General features: G+C 71.8%; 16 protein-coding genes and 1 pseudogene. 9 read left to right on the forward strand and 8 right to left on the reverse strand.

Going from position 1 to position 16,735, the window contains the following annotated elements; genetic code table 11:
* The 5 genes from HZF07_RS12245 to HZF07_RS12265 form a co-directional block, all read right to left on the reverse strand.
* On the reverse strand, window positions 1-1,073 hold a 1,073-nt coding region (locus HZF07_RS12245), incomplete at its 3' end, for a type II secretion system F family protein (RefSeq protein WP_232523040.1).
* A gap of 28 nt (window positions 1,074-1,101) precedes the next feature.
* Window positions 1,102-2,289 (reverse strand): type IV pilus twitching motility protein PilT, encoded by a 1,188-nt coding sequence (locus HZF07_RS12250; protein WP_309504712.1) that lies wholly within the window; start codon window positions 2,287-2,289, stop codon window positions 1,102-1,104.
* Window positions 2,276-3,958, reverse strand: a complete 1,683-nt coding sequence (locus HZF07_RS12255) for a GspE/PulE family protein (RefSeq protein ID WP_157341955.1) — start codon at window positions 3,956-3,958, stop codon at window positions 2,276-2,278. The genes HZF07_RS12250 and HZF07_RS12255 overlap by 14 nt, the downstream gene beginning before the upstream one ends.
* Window positions 3,959-4,076: 118 nt before the next feature.
* Window positions 4,077-4,568: an RsiG family protein gene (locus HZF07_RS12260; RefSeq protein ID WP_198346391.1), complete on the reverse strand. Its 492-nt coding sequence runs from the start codon at window positions 4,566-4,568 to the stop codon at window positions 4,077-4,079.
* Window positions 4,565-5,692, reverse strand: coding sequence for a type IV pilus twitching motility protein PilT (locus HZF07_RS12265; RefSeq protein WP_157341957.1), 1,128 nt, complete (start codon window positions 5,690-5,692; stop codon window positions 4,565-4,567). Before HZF07_RS12265 ends, HZF07_RS12260 begins: the two co-directional genes overlap by 4 nt.
* A gap of 210 nt (window positions 5,693-5,902) precedes the next feature.
* On the opposite strand from HZF07_RS12265, the gene pilM reads away from it, so the two are divergent.
* The 7 genes and pseudogenes from pilM to HZF07_RS24450 form a co-directional block, all read left to right on the forward strand.
* Window positions 5,903-7,048 (forward strand): type IV pilus assembly protein PilM, encoded by a 1,146-nt coding sequence (gene pilM / locus HZF07_RS12270; RefSeq protein ID WP_157341959.1) that lies wholly within the window; start codon window positions 5,903-5,905, stop codon window positions 7,046-7,048.
* The gene (locus HZF07_RS12275) at window positions 7,045-7,872 is read left to right on the forward strand and encodes a hypothetical protein (protein ID WP_157341961.1); all 828 of its coding nucleotides are present in this window, start codon (window positions 7,045-7,047) and stop codon (window positions 7,870-7,872) included. Before pilM ends, HZF07_RS12275 begins: the two co-directional genes overlap by 4 nt.
* Entirely contained in the window at window positions 7,869-8,531 is a 663-nt protein-coding gene (locus tag HZF07_RS12280) for a hypothetical protein (protein ID WP_157341963.1), read from the forward strand. Before HZF07_RS12275 ends, HZF07_RS12280 begins: the two co-directional genes overlap by 4 nt.
* 202 nt (window positions 8,532-8,733) lie before the next feature.
* Window positions 8,734-10,041, forward strand: a complete 1,308-nt coding sequence (locus HZF07_RS12285; protein WP_181645117.1) for a putative bifunctional diguanylate cyclase/phosphodiesterase — start codon at window positions 8,734-8,736, stop codon at window positions 10,039-10,041.
* 64 nt (window positions 10,042-10,105) lie between these two features.
* Window positions 10,106-10,921, forward strand: a complete 816-nt coding sequence (locus HZF07_RS12290; RefSeq protein WP_309504713.1) for a prepilin peptidase — start codon at window positions 10,106-10,108, stop codon at window positions 10,919-10,921.
* A gap of 147 nt (window positions 10,922-11,068) precedes the next feature.
* Complete coding sequence (locus HZF07_RS12295; RefSeq protein WP_232523041.1) at window positions 11,069-11,518, forward strand: response regulator; 450 nt, start codon at window positions 11,069-11,071, stop codon at window positions 11,516-11,518.
* A gap of 575 nt (window positions 11,519-12,093) precedes the next feature.
* Window positions 12,094-12,744: pseudogene (locus tag HZF07_RS24450) on the forward strand (EAL domain-containing protein); the annotation flags it as partial.
* A 35-nt stretch (window positions 12,745-12,779) separates the two neighbouring features.
* On the opposite strand, the gene HZF07_RS12300 reads toward HZF07_RS24450, so the two are convergent.
* From HZF07_RS12300 to HZF07_RS12310, 3 genes are all read right to left on the reverse strand, one after another.
* A complete protein-coding gene (locus HZF07_RS12300) occupies window positions 12,780-13,286 on the reverse strand; it encodes a type III secretion system chaperone family protein (RefSeq protein WP_181645118.1) in 507 nt (168 codons plus the stop codon).
* Complete coding sequence (gene mshA / locus HZF07_RS12305) at window positions 13,283-14,524, reverse strand: D-inositol-3-phosphate glycosyltransferase (protein WP_157345164.1); 1,242 nt, start codon at window positions 14,522-14,524, stop codon at window positions 13,283-13,285. Before mshA ends, HZF07_RS12300 begins: the two co-directional genes overlap by 4 nt.
* Before the next feature lie 103 nt (window positions 14,525-14,627).
* Window positions 14,628-14,984, reverse strand: coding sequence for a hypothetical protein (locus HZF07_RS12310; protein WP_157341970.1), 357 nt, complete (start codon window positions 14,982-14,984; stop codon window positions 14,628-14,630).
* Window positions 14,985-15,063: 79 nt separating this feature from the next.
* Here HZF07_RS12310 and HZF07_RS12315 point away from each other — a divergent pair, with 79 nt between their 5' ends.
* Complete coding sequence (locus HZF07_RS12315; RefSeq protein ID WP_157341972.1) at window positions 15,064-15,810, forward strand: SDR family NAD(P)-dependent oxidoreductase; 747 nt, start codon at window positions 15,064-15,066, stop codon at window positions 15,808-15,810.
* Window positions 15,811-15,822: 12 nt separating this feature from the next.
* Window positions 15,823-16,512, forward strand: coding sequence for an aspartate/glutamate racemase family protein (locus HZF07_RS12320; RefSeq protein WP_157341974.1), 690 nt, complete (start codon window positions 15,823-15,825; stop codon window positions 16,510-16,512).
* The last annotated feature ends 223 nt before the right edge of the window (window positions 16,513-16,735 follow it).

Genomic DNA, 16,735 nt, shown 5'->3' on the forward strand with positions numbered 1-16,735 from the left:
TCGTACCACGTCGCGATGCGCTTCAGCATCTGGTCGACGGCGCCGGACTCCTCGCCGGAGGCGATCATCTGCACCACCATCGGGGGAAAGACCGGGTGCTTGGTCAGCGGTCCGGCGATCGTCTCGCCGGTGGCGACCGACTGGCGCACGTCGTGCAGCGCGTGCTCGATCACCTTGGAGCCGGTCGTGGACGAGACGATGTCCAGCGCGCCGAGGATCGGGACGCCCGACGAGAGCAGTGTGCCGAGGTTGCGGGAGAAGCGAGTCAGCGCGATCTTGGTGAACAACGAGCCGAAGACCGGCAGCTTGAGCTTGAGCGGGTCGATGAACTCGCGGACGTTGTCGTCCTTGCCGTGCTTGCGCCACCAGAACAGGAAGACCACACCGACCACCGCGAACGTCGGCACCAGATACTTCATCAGTCCGGACAGCGTCACCAGGAACTGCGTGGGCAGCGGCAGCTCGCCGCCGAGGTCCACGAACATCTTCTCGAAGATGGGAACGACGAAGAGCAGCATGCCGATGCACATCAGGATCGCCATGCAGAACACGACGACCGGGTAGGTCATCGCGGCCTTGATCTTGGCGCGCAGCTTGACCTCAGCCTCGAACGTCTCCGCGACCTGGCGCAGCGCGACGTCGAGGAAGCCGCCGACCTCGCCGGCCCGGGTCATGCTCACCAGGAACGGCGGGAAGGCGTGCTTGTCCTCCGCGAACGCCCCGGACAGGCTGTACCCACCCTCGACCTGGCGCTTCACCTCGTGCAGCGACTTGCGGAGCTCGGGGTTCTCCACCTGCTCCGACAGGATCGTCAGGCCGCGCATCAGCGTCAGGCCGGCGTCGACCATGGTGGCGAGCTGGCGCGAGAAGACCGCGAGGTCCTTCATCGTGACGCGCTTGCGCCCGAAGCTGATCTCCCGGCTCAGGCCGACACCGCTGGGCTTGACCTCGAGGGGCACGTAGCCCATCGAGAGCAGCTGCTCGGCGACCGCGGCCTCGGAGTCGGCCGAGACCTTCCCCTCCCGGAAGCGTCCGGAGGCGTCGCGGACCTTGTAGGCGTACTGGGTGCTCATCGATGGATCGCTTCCTGCTCGGGTCCGGTCAGGACCAGCCTGAGGACGGGGAGGTGGCGGGCGCCGCGGTCGTGGTGGCGTAGCCGGTGCCGTGCTGGAGGTTGGCGCCGGACCCGACGAGCGTCATGAAATCCGCCCGGTTGGCAGAGTGCTCCAGCCCGACCTCGCGGGTGATGAGGCCGTTGCGCACGTGCGCGGCGAGGTGTGCGTCCAGGGTCTGCATGCCTTCCCGCCCACCCGACTGCAACGCACCCGGGATCTGGGGCAGCTTGTCGTCGCGGATCATCGCGCGGATGCCGGACGTGCAGACCATGACCTCGGCCGCGGGGACCCGCCCGGTCCCGTCCACGGTCGGCACCAGCGTCTGGCAGACGACGCCCTGGAGTGTCGCCGCGAGCTGGGTGCGGATCTGCTGCTGCTGGTTCGCGGGGAAGACGTCGACGACCCGGCTGATCGTGTCCTGGGCGGACTGGGTGTGCAGGGTCGCCAGCACCAGGTGGCCGGTCTCCGCGGCAGTCAGGGCCACCGAGATCGTGTCGAGGTCCCGGAGCTCGCCGACCAAAATGACGTCGGGGTCCTGGCGGAGCACGTGCTTGAGCGCTCCGCGGAAGTCGTGGGTGTCGGCGCCGACCTCGCGCTGGTTGATCAGGCAGCCGCGGTGGGAGTGCAGGAACTCGATCGGGTCCTCGATCGTCATGATGTGCCCCCGACGGGTGCGATTGACCAGGTCGATCACCGACGCCAGGGTCGTCGACTTGCCGGAGCCGGTCGGGCCGGTGACGAGCACGAGGCCGCGCTTGAGGCGGGCGAAGCTCTCGACCACCGGCGGCAGGCCGAGGTCGGCCAGCGGCTTGATCTCCCACGGGATCAGCCGCATCACGGCGCCGATGCTCTCCCGCTGCCAGAACACGTTGACCCGGTAGCGGGCGTGGCCGGGCAGCGTGTAGGCGAAATCGAGCTCGCGGGTGTCCTCGAGCGTCTGCCGCTGCCGCTCGGTCATGATCGCGTAGAGACCCGTCCGCAGGTCATCCCGATTGAGGACCTCGCGGCCCGGGACGGCCGTCATCTCGCCGCGCACCCGGATCGTCGGCGGAGCGCCTGCCGTCAGGTGCAGGTCCGAGCCACCGAGCTCGCTGACCTTCATCAACAGCTCGTCGAGCGCGAGCTCGGGACGGGGGATCGCGAATGCCTGCCCGACGGGATCAGCCCACGACACGGAGTACCTCCTCGATGGATGTCTTGCCTTGCTGCACCTTCAGCCAGCCGTCCTCGCGGAGGCTCGCCATCCCCTGGGCCCGGGCCCTCTGGTTGATGTCGTCCGTCGACGCCCGCGCCACCGTCAGGCGCTCGATCTCCTCGGTCACCGACATCACCTCGTGCAGCGCGAGCCTGCCGCGGTAGCCGGTGCCGGCACACGACGTGCAGCCGACCGGCCGGTACAGGTGGTCGACGGCCGGGTCCAGGTCGAAGCGAAGGGCGGCGAGCTCCGCAGCCGACGGCTGGTAGGCCTCGCGGCAGCGCTCGCACAGCGAGCGGCAGAGCCGCTGGGCGACGACCGCGTCGAGCGCCGAGCCCACCAGGAACGGCTCGATCCCCATCTCCACGAGCCGCGTGACCGCAGACGGCGCGTCGTTGGTGTGGAGCGTGGAGAGGACCAGGTGTCCGGTGAGCGATGCCTCGACCGCGATGTTGGCGGTCTCGTGGTCGCGGATCTCGCCGATCAGCACGATGTCAGGGTCGGACCGGAGGATGGAGCGCAATGCCGAGGCGAACGTCAGCCCGGCCTTGTTGTTCGTCTGCACCTGGTTGATGCCCGGGAGGCGGTACTCGACCGGGTCCTCGACCGTGATGACGTTGACCTGCGGCTGGCTCAGGATGTTCAGCGTGGCGTAGAGCGTCGTGGACTTGCCCGACCCGGTGGGGCCGGTCACGAGAATCATTCCGTAGGGCTTCGAGTACGACGCGGAGAACCGCGCGAAGTTGTCGGGACTGAAGCCGAGGTCGCCCAGGCCCAGTCGCGTGTTGCTGTTGTCGAGGACCCGGGCGACGATCTTCTCGCCCCAGACGGTGGGCAGCGTCGCGATGCGCAGGTCCATCTTCTTGCCGTGGTGGTTGACGGTGAGCCGGCCGTCCTGAGGGATGCGCCGCTCGGCGATGTCCATCTCCGCCATGATCTTGAGGCGGGACACGACGCCGGAGTGGATGGTGCGCGGCGCCCGGTGGGCGTCCTGGAGCACGCCGTCGATGCGGTAGCGGACGCGGACGTCGCGCTCGGTCGGCTCGATGTGGATGTCGGACGCGCGGTCGGAGATCGCCTGCGAGATCAGCAGGTTCACGAACCGCACGACGGGTGCGTCGCCCGCGACCTCCGTGAACGAGTCGAGGTCCGGCTGCTCCTCCTGGTCGACCGCCAGGTCGGAGGTCAGGTCGGCGAGCTCTCCCTCGGCGCGGTAGACCTGGTTGATCCGAGCGTCGATCTCCTCGCGGTGCGCCAGCACGAACCGCACGCGCCGACCCGACAGCCGGGCCAGGTCGTCCTTGAGATCGAGGTCGGAGACGGCCCGCAGCGGGACGGCAACGAGCAGGTCGTTCCCGGCCCAGGCATAGGGCAGCGCGGACGCGCGCCGCGCGAACTCACCCGGGACCAGGGCGGCGGCGCCGGCGTCGACCGGGTGATCGGTGAGGTCGACGTGGTCGAGCCCGGCCGCGAGGGCCGCCATCCGGAGCAGGGCGCGGCGGTCGACGACCCCGTCGGCGATCAGCACGTCGAGCACGGATCGGTGCTCGGACTCCGCGCGGGCGCGCGCTCGCTCCACGTCGGCGGGCGTGACCTCGTCGAGGGCCAGCAGCGCCTCGACCGTCGCCCCCTGGTTCGTCTGCGTCATGACCACCTCGTTACCCCCGATCGGACCGCCGGCCCGTGACATGGCGGCCCGTGACAGGGAGAGTGTCGGCAGCGGAAGGCCCCGACTTGACGGACCAGCCCGGAGCGTGGCCTTCCGCTCAGGCCCCGAGCACCGAGAGCGCGCTGGACGGGTCCCGTCGGTAACGGACGATGAGCTCCGCTGTCGCTTCGTCGATGCGCCGGTGCAGGGCTGCCCGGTAGCCGGTCAGCTGGGTCTCGGCGTCGCGCAGTCGGCGGACGGCCTCGACCCGGCCAGCGTCGTCCGTGGGCATCACCCAGACCTCCGCGAGGGCGGGGAGGTCGGGGAGCGGCTCGGCGGCGCGGACTCGGTGCAGGGCATGCCGGCCCTGGCCGTTGCCCGTGTCGCCGAGCACCCGGACCAGGTCGGTCAGCGAGAGCGACCCGTCGGCGGTCCCGGTGGCCTCGAGCAGGTCGATCCGCGCGTGCACGAGACGACGCCAGTACGACGTCCGCTCCTCCTCGGTGCGCAGCCGCTCCCGGTAGACGCGGAGCTCGGCGAGCGTGAGGGTCTCGAGGTACGGCGACGGCTCGGGCATCGTCAGCCGGCCGGAACCCTTCGCAACGCTCACCGCTCGGCTCCCTGCGCGGCCAGCTGCGGGTCACCGGCCGCCCGCCATCCGGATCGTCGCAGCGCCACCGAGAAGTCGTGGGGGTTGCTGGCGGCGGCCATGGCGTCCTGCACGTCCACGGCGCCGGAGGTCACGCAGTCGAGGAGGTGCTGGTCGAAGGTGTGCATGCCGGAGTACTCACCTGTCGCCAGGATGTCCGGGATCGTCCCCGTCTTCTCCGGATCGGCGATCGCGTCGGCCAACCGTGCGTCACGCACGGCGATCTCCGTGACGCACATCCGGCCGCGGCCGTCGGCACGGGGCACGAGGCGCTGGCACACCACTCCCTCGAGCGTCGTCGAGAGCGCCATCCGCACGCGCGCCTGCTCGTGCGGCGGGAAGAAGTCGATGAGACGCTGCACGGTCTCGCGGGCGTCCGTGGTGTGCATCGACGCGAACACCGCATGGCCCGTCTCGGCGGCCGAGAGCGCCGAGTGGACCGTGTCCGGGTCGCGCAGCTCGCCGATCAGGATGACGTCCGGGTCCTGGCGCATCGCGGCCCGCAGCGCCGATCCCCAGTCCCGCGTGTCACTGCCGAGCTCGCGCTGGGTGATCGTCGCGGCCTTGCTCGGGTGAAGGATCTCGATGGGATCCTCGAGGGTCAGCACGTGCACGGACCGGTTCTCGTTGACGACGTCGATCATCCCGGCCAGGGTCGTGGTCTTGCCCGACCCCGTCGGCCCGGTCACCAGCACGAGCCCTCGTGGGCGCAGCGCCAGCTTCGCGATCACCTCGGGCAGGCCGAGCTCGGCGAGCGTGGCCGGGGCACCGCTGACCCGCCGCATGACGCAACCGGCCTCCCCCATGGTGCGGAAGGCGTTGACCCGGAACCGGCCGAGACCAGGCACGGAGATCGCGTAGTCCGCCTCGAAGCGCTCCTCGAACGTCGCCAGGATGTCCGTCGACATCGTCGCTCGGACCAGGTCCTCGACCTCGGTGGCACCGTAGGCGCGCTCACCCACCGGGACGAGCGAACCGGAGATGCGCACCTTGGGAGTCGCGCGCGGGCGCAGGTGCAGGTCGGATGCATCGTGTCTCACCGCGGTCTCCAGCAGCACCACCAGCTCGTCCGGGATCGTGCTCATCGGGTCTCCTCGTGGTCCAGCCGCCGTGCGGGCACGATCTGTCGTCGTCACCCGATCACACATCGGCCCACGGCGGGGCCGACTTGAGGAGATCGGGATCGCTCGCCGGGGGGTCAAGTCCTCCTCCGCCAGCGCCGATGCTTCCGCGACAGGGGGACCCAGGGCAGCGGAACGTCCCGGGACCCGAGGCGCGGAACGTCGGGAGTAGGCATGGCCGGGAACGTCGTCGGGCTCGACATCGGGGGGTCGGGGGTCCGGGCCGCGGAGCTGTCCGGGGGGCGGACGCCGGCGCTCGTCAATGCCGGCGTCGTCCCGCTCGCGCCCGGAGCCGTCGAGAGCGGCGCCGTGCGGAACCCGGTGGTCGTCTCGGACGCCATCAGGAAGCTCTGGCACGACCAGCGGATCAAGACCAGGGACGTCCGGTTGGGCGTCGGGAGCGGCTCGCTGCTGGTGCGGCAGCTCGAGCTGGACTGGATGCCCCAGGGCGACCTGAAGAAGGCGTTGCGCTACCAGGTGGCCGACCTGCTGCCCGTGTCGGTCGACGACGCGAACCTCGACCACATCCTCCTCGACGAGTACGAGCGCCACGACCCCGAGCTCGGCCAGTCGCGGCGGCTGATGCGGATCCTGCTGGTCGCGACCGCACGTGGCGCCGTCGACGAGATGGTGCGCTGCGTCCAGGCCGCCGGGCTCCGGCCGCGGGTCGCGGACCTGTCGGCCTTCGGCCTGGTCCGCGCCGCATCCCGCGCCGGCAGCCTCACCGGAGACGGGGCTCAGGGCACCGAGGCCGTGATCGACATCGGTGCCGACACCGTCGCGGTCGCCGTGCACACGAACGGTCAGCCGCACTTCGTGCGCGTCATCGGCGGTGTGGGTGGCGCGATGCTCACCCGCCTGCTCGTCGACCGCACCGGCCGGAGCTGGGAGGAGGCCGAGGCGACCAAGCGCGCCTGCGCGCTCCCCCTGCTCACTCATGCCGTGCCCGCGATGGGTCAGCAGTCCGCAGGACCAAGCGACGCACTGGCCGTCAGCCGCGGCCCCGCGCAGGACGAGGTCTCCGCACACGTGCTGCTGGACGGTGCGCGCATGCTGGTCCGCGAGTTCAAGGCGACCCTGGACTTCCACACCTCGGCCGACCCGGAGCACCCACCCCAGCGCATCCTCCTCACCGGGGGCGGCGCCGCTCTCCAGGGCCTCACCGAGCTGACCCGCCTGACCCTGGAGCTGCCCACCCGGCGCTTCGAGCCCGCCGACCTGCTGCCGAAGCTCGTCCCCCGGCGTGGCGAACGTCATCCGATCGCCGACGACCCCGCGATGGTGGTGCCGATCGGCCTGGCCCTGGGAGCATCGGCATGAGCACGACGACGACCACGCCACCTCGCAACGTCGAGCCTGAGGGTCGTGGGAAGCCGTCGCGCCGGCGGGCCGCGCCCAAGTCGAGTGGTGCGCGCAGCAGCAAGGCCCCTCGGCCGGCCGCGGCCTCCGTCAACCTGCTGTCGCCGTGGGTGTTCGAAGAGCTGCGGGTCCACCAGCTGCGGCGCCGCTTCCTGCTCGGCGGCATCGTGCTGGTCGTGGCGATCGCCCTCCTGTGGTCCATCCTGCGGTTCAACCTGCACCAGGCGAACGAGGACCTGCGCGGCGAGGAAGCCGTCACAGAGGGGCTGAGCCAGCAGCTGAAGGAGCTGGCTCCCGTGAAGACCTACGTCGACAGTGTGACCCGTCGGGTCGTGACCGTGGTGGGGGCGACGTACGACGACGTCGCGTTCTCCCGGGTGCTCGGCGCGCTCGACGCAGCCACCCCGGCGGGCGCAACCCTCGACGAGATCTCCGTAGAGCTCGCGGCGGCCGAGACGGGCACTGCTCCGGATGACGCACCGTCGGTCACGGACCCCGCCCGCGGCCTGGTCGGCAGCACCTGCCCCGGACCCGACCCGTTCGGCACCAGGGTCGTGGTCGGTTGCGTGACCATCTCCGGCACCGCGGCGTCCCGGGACGCCGTCGGCAGCCTGGTGATCGCGCTCGGCGGCGACAAGCTCTTCGTCGAGCCGTTCGTGGACACCACCACCACGGAGGGCAGCGACGCCGTCACCTTCTCGGGCTCCGTCGGCCTCTCCCCCGCTGTCTTCAGCGGCCGCTACGACGCGCTCGGCGACGAACTCACCAAGGGAGCGAAGAAGTGAACCTCCGTTCCGTCTCCGGGACCCTGACGGTCGGCATCCTCGCGATCGCCCTCGTGCTCGTCGCGAGCTGGATGCTGCTGATCAGCCCCCTCCTCGACGAGACGTCCGATGCCAAGGACGCGGTCAGCGCGGCCCAGGACCGCAACCAGGTCATGACGACGCAGGTCGCCGCGATCCAGGCCCAGCAGCGGGACCTGGATCGCTACAAGGACGCGGCCGACCAGCTCGAGGCTCTGTTCCCACCCACGGCGGACCAGCCCGGGTTCTTCGCGGCCGTCACCCAGGCTGCCGCCGAAGCCGGCATCCCGGCGGACAAGGTGACCACGCTGAGTCCCTCAGCGCCCCAGCTGCTCGACGCGAACGGCCAGCCGATCACCGGTGAGACGGGAGCGGAGACGCCCACCGACGCCGACGTCGCCGCGCAGACGGTGTCGGTCACGGCCGAAGGGACCTACGGACAGATCCAGCAGCTTCTCGCCAACCTCGAGGGCATGGAGCGCGCGTTCGCGGTCACCTCGCTGGGCGTCACCGGCAGCAGCAGTACCGACGAGGGCCCGACAGGTACGCTCACGGTGTCGATCACCGGGAGCACCTACGTCGCTTCGCCGCTGGCCATGGCGGATCCGAAGGACAAGAGCTCCACGAGCGCCGCGGGATGAGATGGCCGGACCTGTTGCCCCCCTTCTCGGGTGGGACTTCGGGGCGGTCCTCACAGTCGGCCTGGTGGCGTTGGTGCTCGGCGCCTTCCTCGCCGGGAGGCGGTCGCGACCGATGACGTCTGGACACTCCACGTCGACGCCGCCGCGCGACACCGCGTTGCGACGCTTGCTCGCCCGGCGCTCTCTGACCAAGGCCGGGCCCTTGGACCCTACGGTCGACAGCCTCACCGGCCTCGGGCACCGTGTCGTGCTCGAGGAGCGCGCCCCCGACCTGCTCTCCGCCGCGAAGCGCCGAGGTCAGGTCGCCGCGGTCCTGCTGCTCGACGCCGACGGCTTCAAGGCGCTCAACGACGGCCTCGGACACCACGCGGGCGACCGGATCCTCGCCGAGACCGGGTCGCGCATCCGGGCCTGCCTCCGGCCCGGCGAGATCGGCGTTCGCCTCGGAGGCGACGAGTTCGCGATGATGCTCGGCCCGCTGGAGGACGACAACGCGCTCGACGACCGGGTCCACGAGCTGCTCGGGTACCTCGCCACGCCGGTGCTGGTCGACGACCTGCGGGTCTCGGTCGGCATCTCGGTCGGCTCCGCGATCTCCGGGCCCGACGGCCGCACGCTCGAGGAGCTCCTCCGCGCCGCCGACCAGGCGATGTACGCCGCGAAAGCCGCCGGCACCGGGCAGTGGCGACGCAGCGAAGGTCCCGACGCACACACCGACCAGCAGCGGCTCAGCGAGCAGCTGCGCGGCGCGCTGGACCGTTCCGAGCTCGTCCTCCACTACCAGCCCCAGGTCCAAGGCTGGACCGGCGCGGTGACGGGCTTCGAGGCCCTGATCCGCTGGGACCACCCGGATCTCGGCCTGCTGCTACCCGCCCAGTTCCTGCCACTGGCCGAGCGCACCGGCCTGATCGGCCCGATCACGCTCTTCGCACTCGACCACGCGCTGGAGGACCACGCGCGGCTCGCCCGGATGGTGCCCAACTGCACGGTGTCGGTGAACGTCTCGGCCCGCAGCATGATGGGCGAAGGGCTGCTCCGCGACCTCGAGCGCCTGCTGTCGCGGCGTGGCGTCCCACCCGGCGACCTCGTCCTGGAGATCACCGAGCCGACCCCGCGTCCGACGCCCGAGGTGGTGGCGCTGCTCGACGGCATCCGCAGACTGGGCTGCCGGGTGAGCGTCCACGGCTTCGGCTCGGCGTCCTCGTCGCTGACCGGGCTGTGGCAGTACCCAGCGCTCGGCGAGATCAAGATCGACCCCTCGATCATCCACTCGCTCAGCACCGACCCGGAGACCGAGCGACTCGTGCGCGCGATGATCTCCGGCGCCCACAGCCTCGGCATGCGCGTGGTCGCGGAGGGTGTCGAGACGCTGGCGGTGGCGCAACGGCTGCGGCGCCTCGGCTGCGACGGCCTCCAGGGCCACTGGATCGGGGAGCCGGCGTCGCTCACGGCCCTGCAGCGCTGGCTGGAGGCCTGGCCGTCCTTGAGGGCGCACCGGCTCGGCACCTGACCGCCCTCAAGTCCGCAGGTCAGCGCTCCGACAACCCGGTGAGACCACTGCAGGAGGCCCCACCGTGTCCGTCGCGCTGTCCAGCGTCCCGCCCGCGCTCTGGGCGGGCTTCACCGGAGTGCTGGGCCTGCTGATCGGCTCCTTCCTCAACGTCGTCGCGTATCGCGTCCCCGCCGGCCTCTCCGTCGTGCGACCGGGCTCCGCCTGCCCCGCGTGCCGGCACGCCGTCCGAGGTCGCGACAACGTGCCCGTGCTGTCGTGGGTGCTGCTGCGGGGGCGGTGCCGCGACTGTGCGGCGCCGATCTCCGCCCGCTACCCGCTCGTGGAGGCCGGTACCGGCCTGCTCTTCGTCCTGGTCTCGGCGCGCCTCGCCGCCGCGGGCGAGCTGTCGGTGCTCGCAGCGTGCCTGGTCGTGACCGCTGCTGGCGTGGCCCTCGCGCTCATCGACCTCGAGCACGGCCGTCTGCCGTTCTCGATCACCGGCGTCGCCAGCCTGCTCGCCGCGGCGGCGCTCGCGATCGCCTGGTGGGCCGGGGCGGTGTCGCCAGCCGCGGTGCTCGTCTCCGCGGCCGTGTGGTTCGCCGTGTACGGCGGCATCTGGTTCCTCACCGCCGGACGCGGCATGGGGCTCGGTGACGTCGCGCTGGCGCCGCTCCTCGGCGCCGTGCTGGGCTCCCTCGGCCTGGCAGAGGGCGTGGTCGGCCTCGTCGCCGGCTTCGTCCTCGGCGCGGTCGTGGGCATCGCCCTGATGCTGAGCGGGCGCGCCGCTCGCGGGAGCAGGATCGCGTTCGGCCCGTTCATGCTTCTCGGCGCGGCGGTCGGGCTCTTCGTCGGCGCGCCGCTGGGGTCCGCGTACCTCGGACTCACCGGCCTCGCGTAAGCGGCGATCGACCCGCGACACGCTTCTTTCGGACAAATCTTGTCTAGACAAGTTACCCAAAATGGGTCTAGCGCCCGCGAGTTCCTGTCATTCTCACCACGCATTCACATGACATGCCTCACCTCCTCGGACTGACGCGGGCAACCAATGGACACATCGAACTCACCGAAGCTTCCCCCGGTGCTGGTCGTGGACCACGACACGGCGCACACGCGCCTGCTCCGGCAAGCACTGACGCGAGCACGCATGGTCAACCCCGTCGTCGGCTTCGCCCGTGCGGATCGCGCTCTCAGCTACCTGCACGGCACCGGCCGCTACGCCGACCGTTCCCAGTACCGACTGCCCGCCGTCGTCGTGACCGCGTTCGGCATCGACAACCCCGACGGTCCCCGCATCCTCGACGCCGTGCGCACCAGCATCCCGCTCCGGAAGACCCCGGTCGTCGCGATCGGCACGCTCGCGGACGAGGACGAGGTGCACGAGGCGCACCGCCTGGGTGCCACGGCGTACCTCGCGCGTCCGCTCGCCTGCCGGGCGATCGTCCAGGTCATCACCAGCCTCAACATGCCCTGGTCGGTCTCCGAGACCGGGAGCTGACGCAGGTGACGGCGCTGCAGGTGCCCGAGGTCGCCGGCGACGTCCCGCGCGACCCCGAGGTGGGCGTCGCGATCCCCCGGGTGGCCACGATCCGCGCACGAGCACGGCGCCGCCGGCAGGAGGTCGTGGTCGTCGTGGTCTCGGTCGACAACGCCGACGAGGTGGTCGCGGCCCGCGGGTGGGAGACCTTGTCGGACGTCGTGTCGACCCTCGTCTCGCGCGGCGCGGGCGTGCCTGGCGCCGACGTGCTCGGGACCACCGAGCGGGGACTGACCATCGCCGTGTCCGCGCCCGCCGCCGAGATCGAGGACGCGACGCGCCGGCTCGCTCACCTGCTCGACGACCTCATCGACACGCCCGCCGGCCCGATCTGGGCCTCCCTGCGGGTCGCGGCGCATCACTGCCGGACGGGCGAGCGCTCCGCCGACTGCGTGAGCGCCGCCCGGGCGGCGCTGGCAGCGGGCCGGCCGAGCGGAACGCTCCGCTGGTCGTCACCGACTCCGGGCCCGACCCTGAAGAGCGAGCTGGTCACCGAGCTCGCGCTCGCGCTCACCGGCCGGCCCGAGGAGGTGCGGGTGGCCTACCAGCCGGTGGTCGACCTCTCCAGCTCACGACCGGTCGGCGCCGAGGCCCTGGTCCGCTGGACCCACCCGCAGCTGGGTGAGATCCCCGCGCTGACCATGGTGCATCTCGCCGAGACCCATGGGCTCATCTCGCGTCTCGGCCGCGCGGTGCTCGAGCGGGCCCTCGCGACCGCCTCCGCCGCGTCCCTCCACCCCGACTTCCGCCTGCACGTCAACGTCTCGCCGTACGAGCTGCGCGAGACCGGCTACGTCGAGGGCGTGCTGGGCCTGCTCGACCGCTACCGGCTGTCGCCATCGCTGCTGCTCCTCGAGCTGACCGAGACGGCGCTGATGGCGGACGAGGGCGAGATCCGGCCCGTCCTGGAGCGGCTCTGCGCGGCCGGCGTCGGGATCGGGATCGACGACTTCGGCACCGGCTACTCCTCCATCGCTCGTCTCATGGACCTTCCGGCGCACACGATCAAGCTCGACCGATCGCTGAGTCGCGACATCGCCTCCTCACCGGAGGCGTTCGACCTCGCAGGCTCGGTGCTGCGGATGCTCCGCACCACCGAACGACGGGTGATCGCCGAGGGCATCGAGAGCGCGGTCCAGGTCGCGCACCTGCGGGCGCTCGGCTGCGAGCTCGGCCAGGGCTACGCGTTGGGCCGCCCCGGGGAGTGGCCGTTCGGCGGCGCTCAGTCCGGCGGCGCGGGCTCCGTCTCGGACTCCAGCCAGCCGCGGAACGCCTCGAGGTTGGCGGTCGGCTCGCCGCGCAGGCGGCGCCACTCCCACTCCTTGCGGATCGAGGACGCGAACCCGAGCTCGAGGATCGAGTTGAACGACTCGTCGGCGTAGGTGAGCACCGACCCGAGCAGCCGGTCGAGCTCCTCGGTCGTCACCGCGGCGAGCGGCAGCCGGCCGTCGAGGTAGATGTCGCCCAGACGGTCGACGGCGAACCCGACGCCGTACATCCGCAGGTTGCGCTCGAGGAGCCAGCGGTAGACCCGCTCGTGGTTCTCGTCGGGGGCGCGGCAGACGAAGGCGTGGACGCCGAGCGCGTGCGGGCCGACGTCGAGGCGCACTGCGGTCTGGAGCTTGCGCTCGCCGGGCAGCGAGAACGAGAACACGCCGTCCTCGACCTCGTCGTACTCGATCTCCGCGGCGGTCAGGTGCTGGCGGACGACGTCGCGGGGGTCCGTCACACCGCCTCCCGCAGCTCTGCCTGGGCGCGGGCGTAGACGTCGAGCGTGCGCTCGGCCGTGCGCTCCCACGAGAACGACCGGGCCTGCTCCAGCGCGCCCGCCTCGAGCCGTAGCCGCAGGTCGTCGTCGGTGACGACGCGGCGCAGCGCGGCCGCCCAATCGCGGGGGTCGTGGGTGTCGACGAGGAGCCCGCTGCGGCCGTCGGCCACGACGGTGGTCAGCCCGCCGACGGCCGCGGCGACCACGGGCGTGCCCGTGGCCTGCGCCTCGGCCGCGACGAGGCCGAACGACTCGTTGTAGGACGGGACGGCCACCAGCGTCGCCGCGGCGTACCACCGGGCGAGCTCGGCCTGACCGACCGGCGGCACGAACCGCACCACCCCGTCGGGTCCGTCCAGCCCGAGCTCGGCGGCCAGCTGGGCCAGCGACTCCGGGTGCTCCAGGCCGCTGCCGGAGGGGCCGCCGACGATCGGGACCACCAGCCGCGAGCGGAGGTCGGGGGACGTCGCCAGCAGCTCGGCGACCGCACGGAGCAGGACGTCGGGCGCCTTCAGCGGCTGGATCCGGCCGGCGAAGAGCAGCACCGAGGCGTCCGCCGGCAGCCCGAGCTCGGCCCGGGTCGCGGCCCGGTCGTGGGGCCGGAAGACGTCGAGATCCACGCCCGGGTGCACGACCTCGACCCGCGCCGGGTCGGCGTCGTAGAGGCCGATCAGCTGCTTGGCCTCGAGCTCGGTGTTGGCGATCAGCATGTCGGCGGCCTCGACGACCTGCTCCTCGCCGATGATCCGCGCGATCGGCTCGGGGGTGTCGCCGTCGGCGAGGAACTCGTTCTTGACCTTGGCCATCGTGTGCATCGAGTGCACGAGCGGCACGCCCCAGCGGTCCCGCGCGAGCGCGCCGACCTGGCCGGAGAGCCAGTAGTGGGAGTGCACGACGTCGTAGTGGCCGAGCGGCTGGGAGGCCTCGGCGCGCAGCACCTCGCGGGCGAACGCACAGAGCTGGGCGGGCAGCTGCTCCTTGCTCAGCCCCTCGAACGGCCCGGCGTGGATGTGCCGGACCTGGACGCCGTCGAACGCGGGCACCACGGGGTCCAGCCGGGAGCTGGTCGCCCGGGTGAAGACGTCGACCTCGATGCCCCGCGCCGCCATCCGGCGGGCGAGCTCGACGACGTAGACGTTCATGCCACCCGCGTCGCCCGTGCCGGGCTGGTCGAGCGGGGAGGTGTGGAGACTGATCATCGCCACGCGGCAGATGGAGTCCACAGGCACCTCGGGGATCGCTCGCTGATCTGGTCCAACGTCGCACAACACCTCGACGGCCCGAATGATTCCCGGACCTCGGTCAGCGAGCGTGCGCGCCACCCGCCCGGTGCCCACGCTGGGCCACCGGCACCGGCCGCTGGCGCACCAGCACGACGAGGGCGACCACTGCGCCCGCCGTACCGACGGCGGCGTAGGCGGCCGCGCCGACCGCGTCGACGAGCACGGAGAGCACCGAGCCGGCCAGCAGCGCGAAGCAGACCGCGACCAGGATCCGCAGGGCGGGGACCGAGCGGCTCACCAGCCCGGCGCCGGCGCCCAGTGCGGCGACCGCGAGCAGCGCGAGGCCCGCCCACCGCAGCGCATCACCAGCGACGAAGCAGGCGAGCACCAGGAGGGCGCCGCCGATCAGTCCTGCGAGGGCCGTGGTCAGGCGCACACCATCACTCCTTCCGGGCGAGATCCGGGAACGACGGGTCAGTGTGCCACCGCCCGACGCCGCCGACCAGAATGAGGTCATGACCACTCCCTCCCGGACCGCCGTCGTCACCGGCGCCAGCAGCGGCATCGGTGCGGCCACCGCCCGCGCGCTCGCGGCCGCCGGATTCCACGTCTACTGCGCCGCCCGGCGCCGGGACCGGATCGAGGCGCTGGCCGCCGAGATCGGTGGCACCGCGGTCGAGTGCGACGTCACCTCGGAGGACGCGGTCGCCGCGCTGGCCGACGCGGTCGGCGAGCGGCTCGACGTACTCGTCAACAACGCGGGCGGCGCCTTCGGCGGCGCGCCGGTCGCCCAGGCCGACAGCGACGAGTGGCGCCGCATGTACGAGGTCAACGTGATCGGCCTGATGCAGGTGACCCGGGCGCTGCTGCCCGCCCTGCTCGCGTCGGGAGCCGGCGCGATCCTCAACGTCGGCTCGACGGCGGGGCGGATCGCCTACGAGGGCGGCGGCGGCTACACGGCCGCCAAGCACGGCACGCAGGTCGTCACCGAGACGCTGCGGCTCGAGCTGTTCGACCAGCCGGTGCGGGTCATGGAGATCGCGCCGGGGATGGTGAAGACCGACGAGTTCGCGCTCGTGCGCTTCGACGGCGACCAGGAGAAGGCCGACGCGGTGTACGCCGGCGTCGCCGAGCCGCTCGTCGCCGAGGACATCGCCGACGCGATCGCCTGGATGGTCACCCGGCCGCCGCACGTGAACATCGACGAGCTGGTGATCCGCCCCCGGGCCCAGGCGGCGCAGCACAAGGTGCACCGCGTCTGACAGAGTGCCTGCATGCAGACGATCGGGCTCGTCGGAGGACTGAGCTGGGAGAGCAGCGCGGTCTACTACCAGCAGCTCAACCAGGGCGTCGAGGAACGGCTCGGCGGGCTCTCGTCGGCCCGCACCGTGATGGCGTCGGTCGACTTCGCCGAGGTCACGGCGCTGCAGCAGCAGGAGCGCTGGGACGACGTCGCGGAGATCCTGTCCGCCGCCGCCCGCGGGGTCGAGGCGGGCGGCGCGGACTTCCTGCTGCTGTGCACGACGACGTTCCACCTGGTCGCCGACCGGGTGGCGGAGGCCGTCGGCATCCCCGTGCTGCACCTCGCCGACGTGGTCGCCGACGCCTGCAAGGCGCAGGGCCTCGACACGGTGGGCTTCCTCGGCACGACGTTCGCGATGTCGCGGTCGTTCTTCACCGACCGGCTCGCCGCCCACGGCCTCACCGTGCACGTGCCGGACGCGCGGCACCACGACACCCTCAACGCCGTGATCTACGACGAGCTCGTGCACGGCAAGGTCCTCGACACCTCCCGCCGCACCGTCGTCTCGATGATCGACGACCTCTGGGACGCCGGCGCCGGCGGCGTCATCCTCGGCTGCACCGAGCTCGAGCTCCTCGTCCACCAGGCCGACGCCGACATCCCCGTCTTCCCCTGCACCCAGCTGCACGTCGCCGCCGCCCTCGACCGCGCCCTGGGGTAGGGCCCGGCGGGGATAGCCAGCGTCGTTCGGGTCGTTCCCACCGGCCGGGAGCGACCAGAACGTCTGTGGCTATCGCCCCTCGGCCAATCGGCCCACGCCGGGATAGCCAGCGACGTTCCGGTCGTTTCGACCGACCTGGACCAACCAGAACGTCTGTGGCTATCGCCCATCCGCCCACGCGCGGATAGCCAGCGACGTTCGGGTGGTTCCCAACGACCGGGAC

Origin of the sequence: Nocardioides agri (genome assembly GCF_013778305.1) — a bacterium.
GTDB lineage: Bacteria > Actinomycetota > Actinomycetes > Propionibacteriales > Nocardioidaceae > Nocardioides > Nocardioides agri.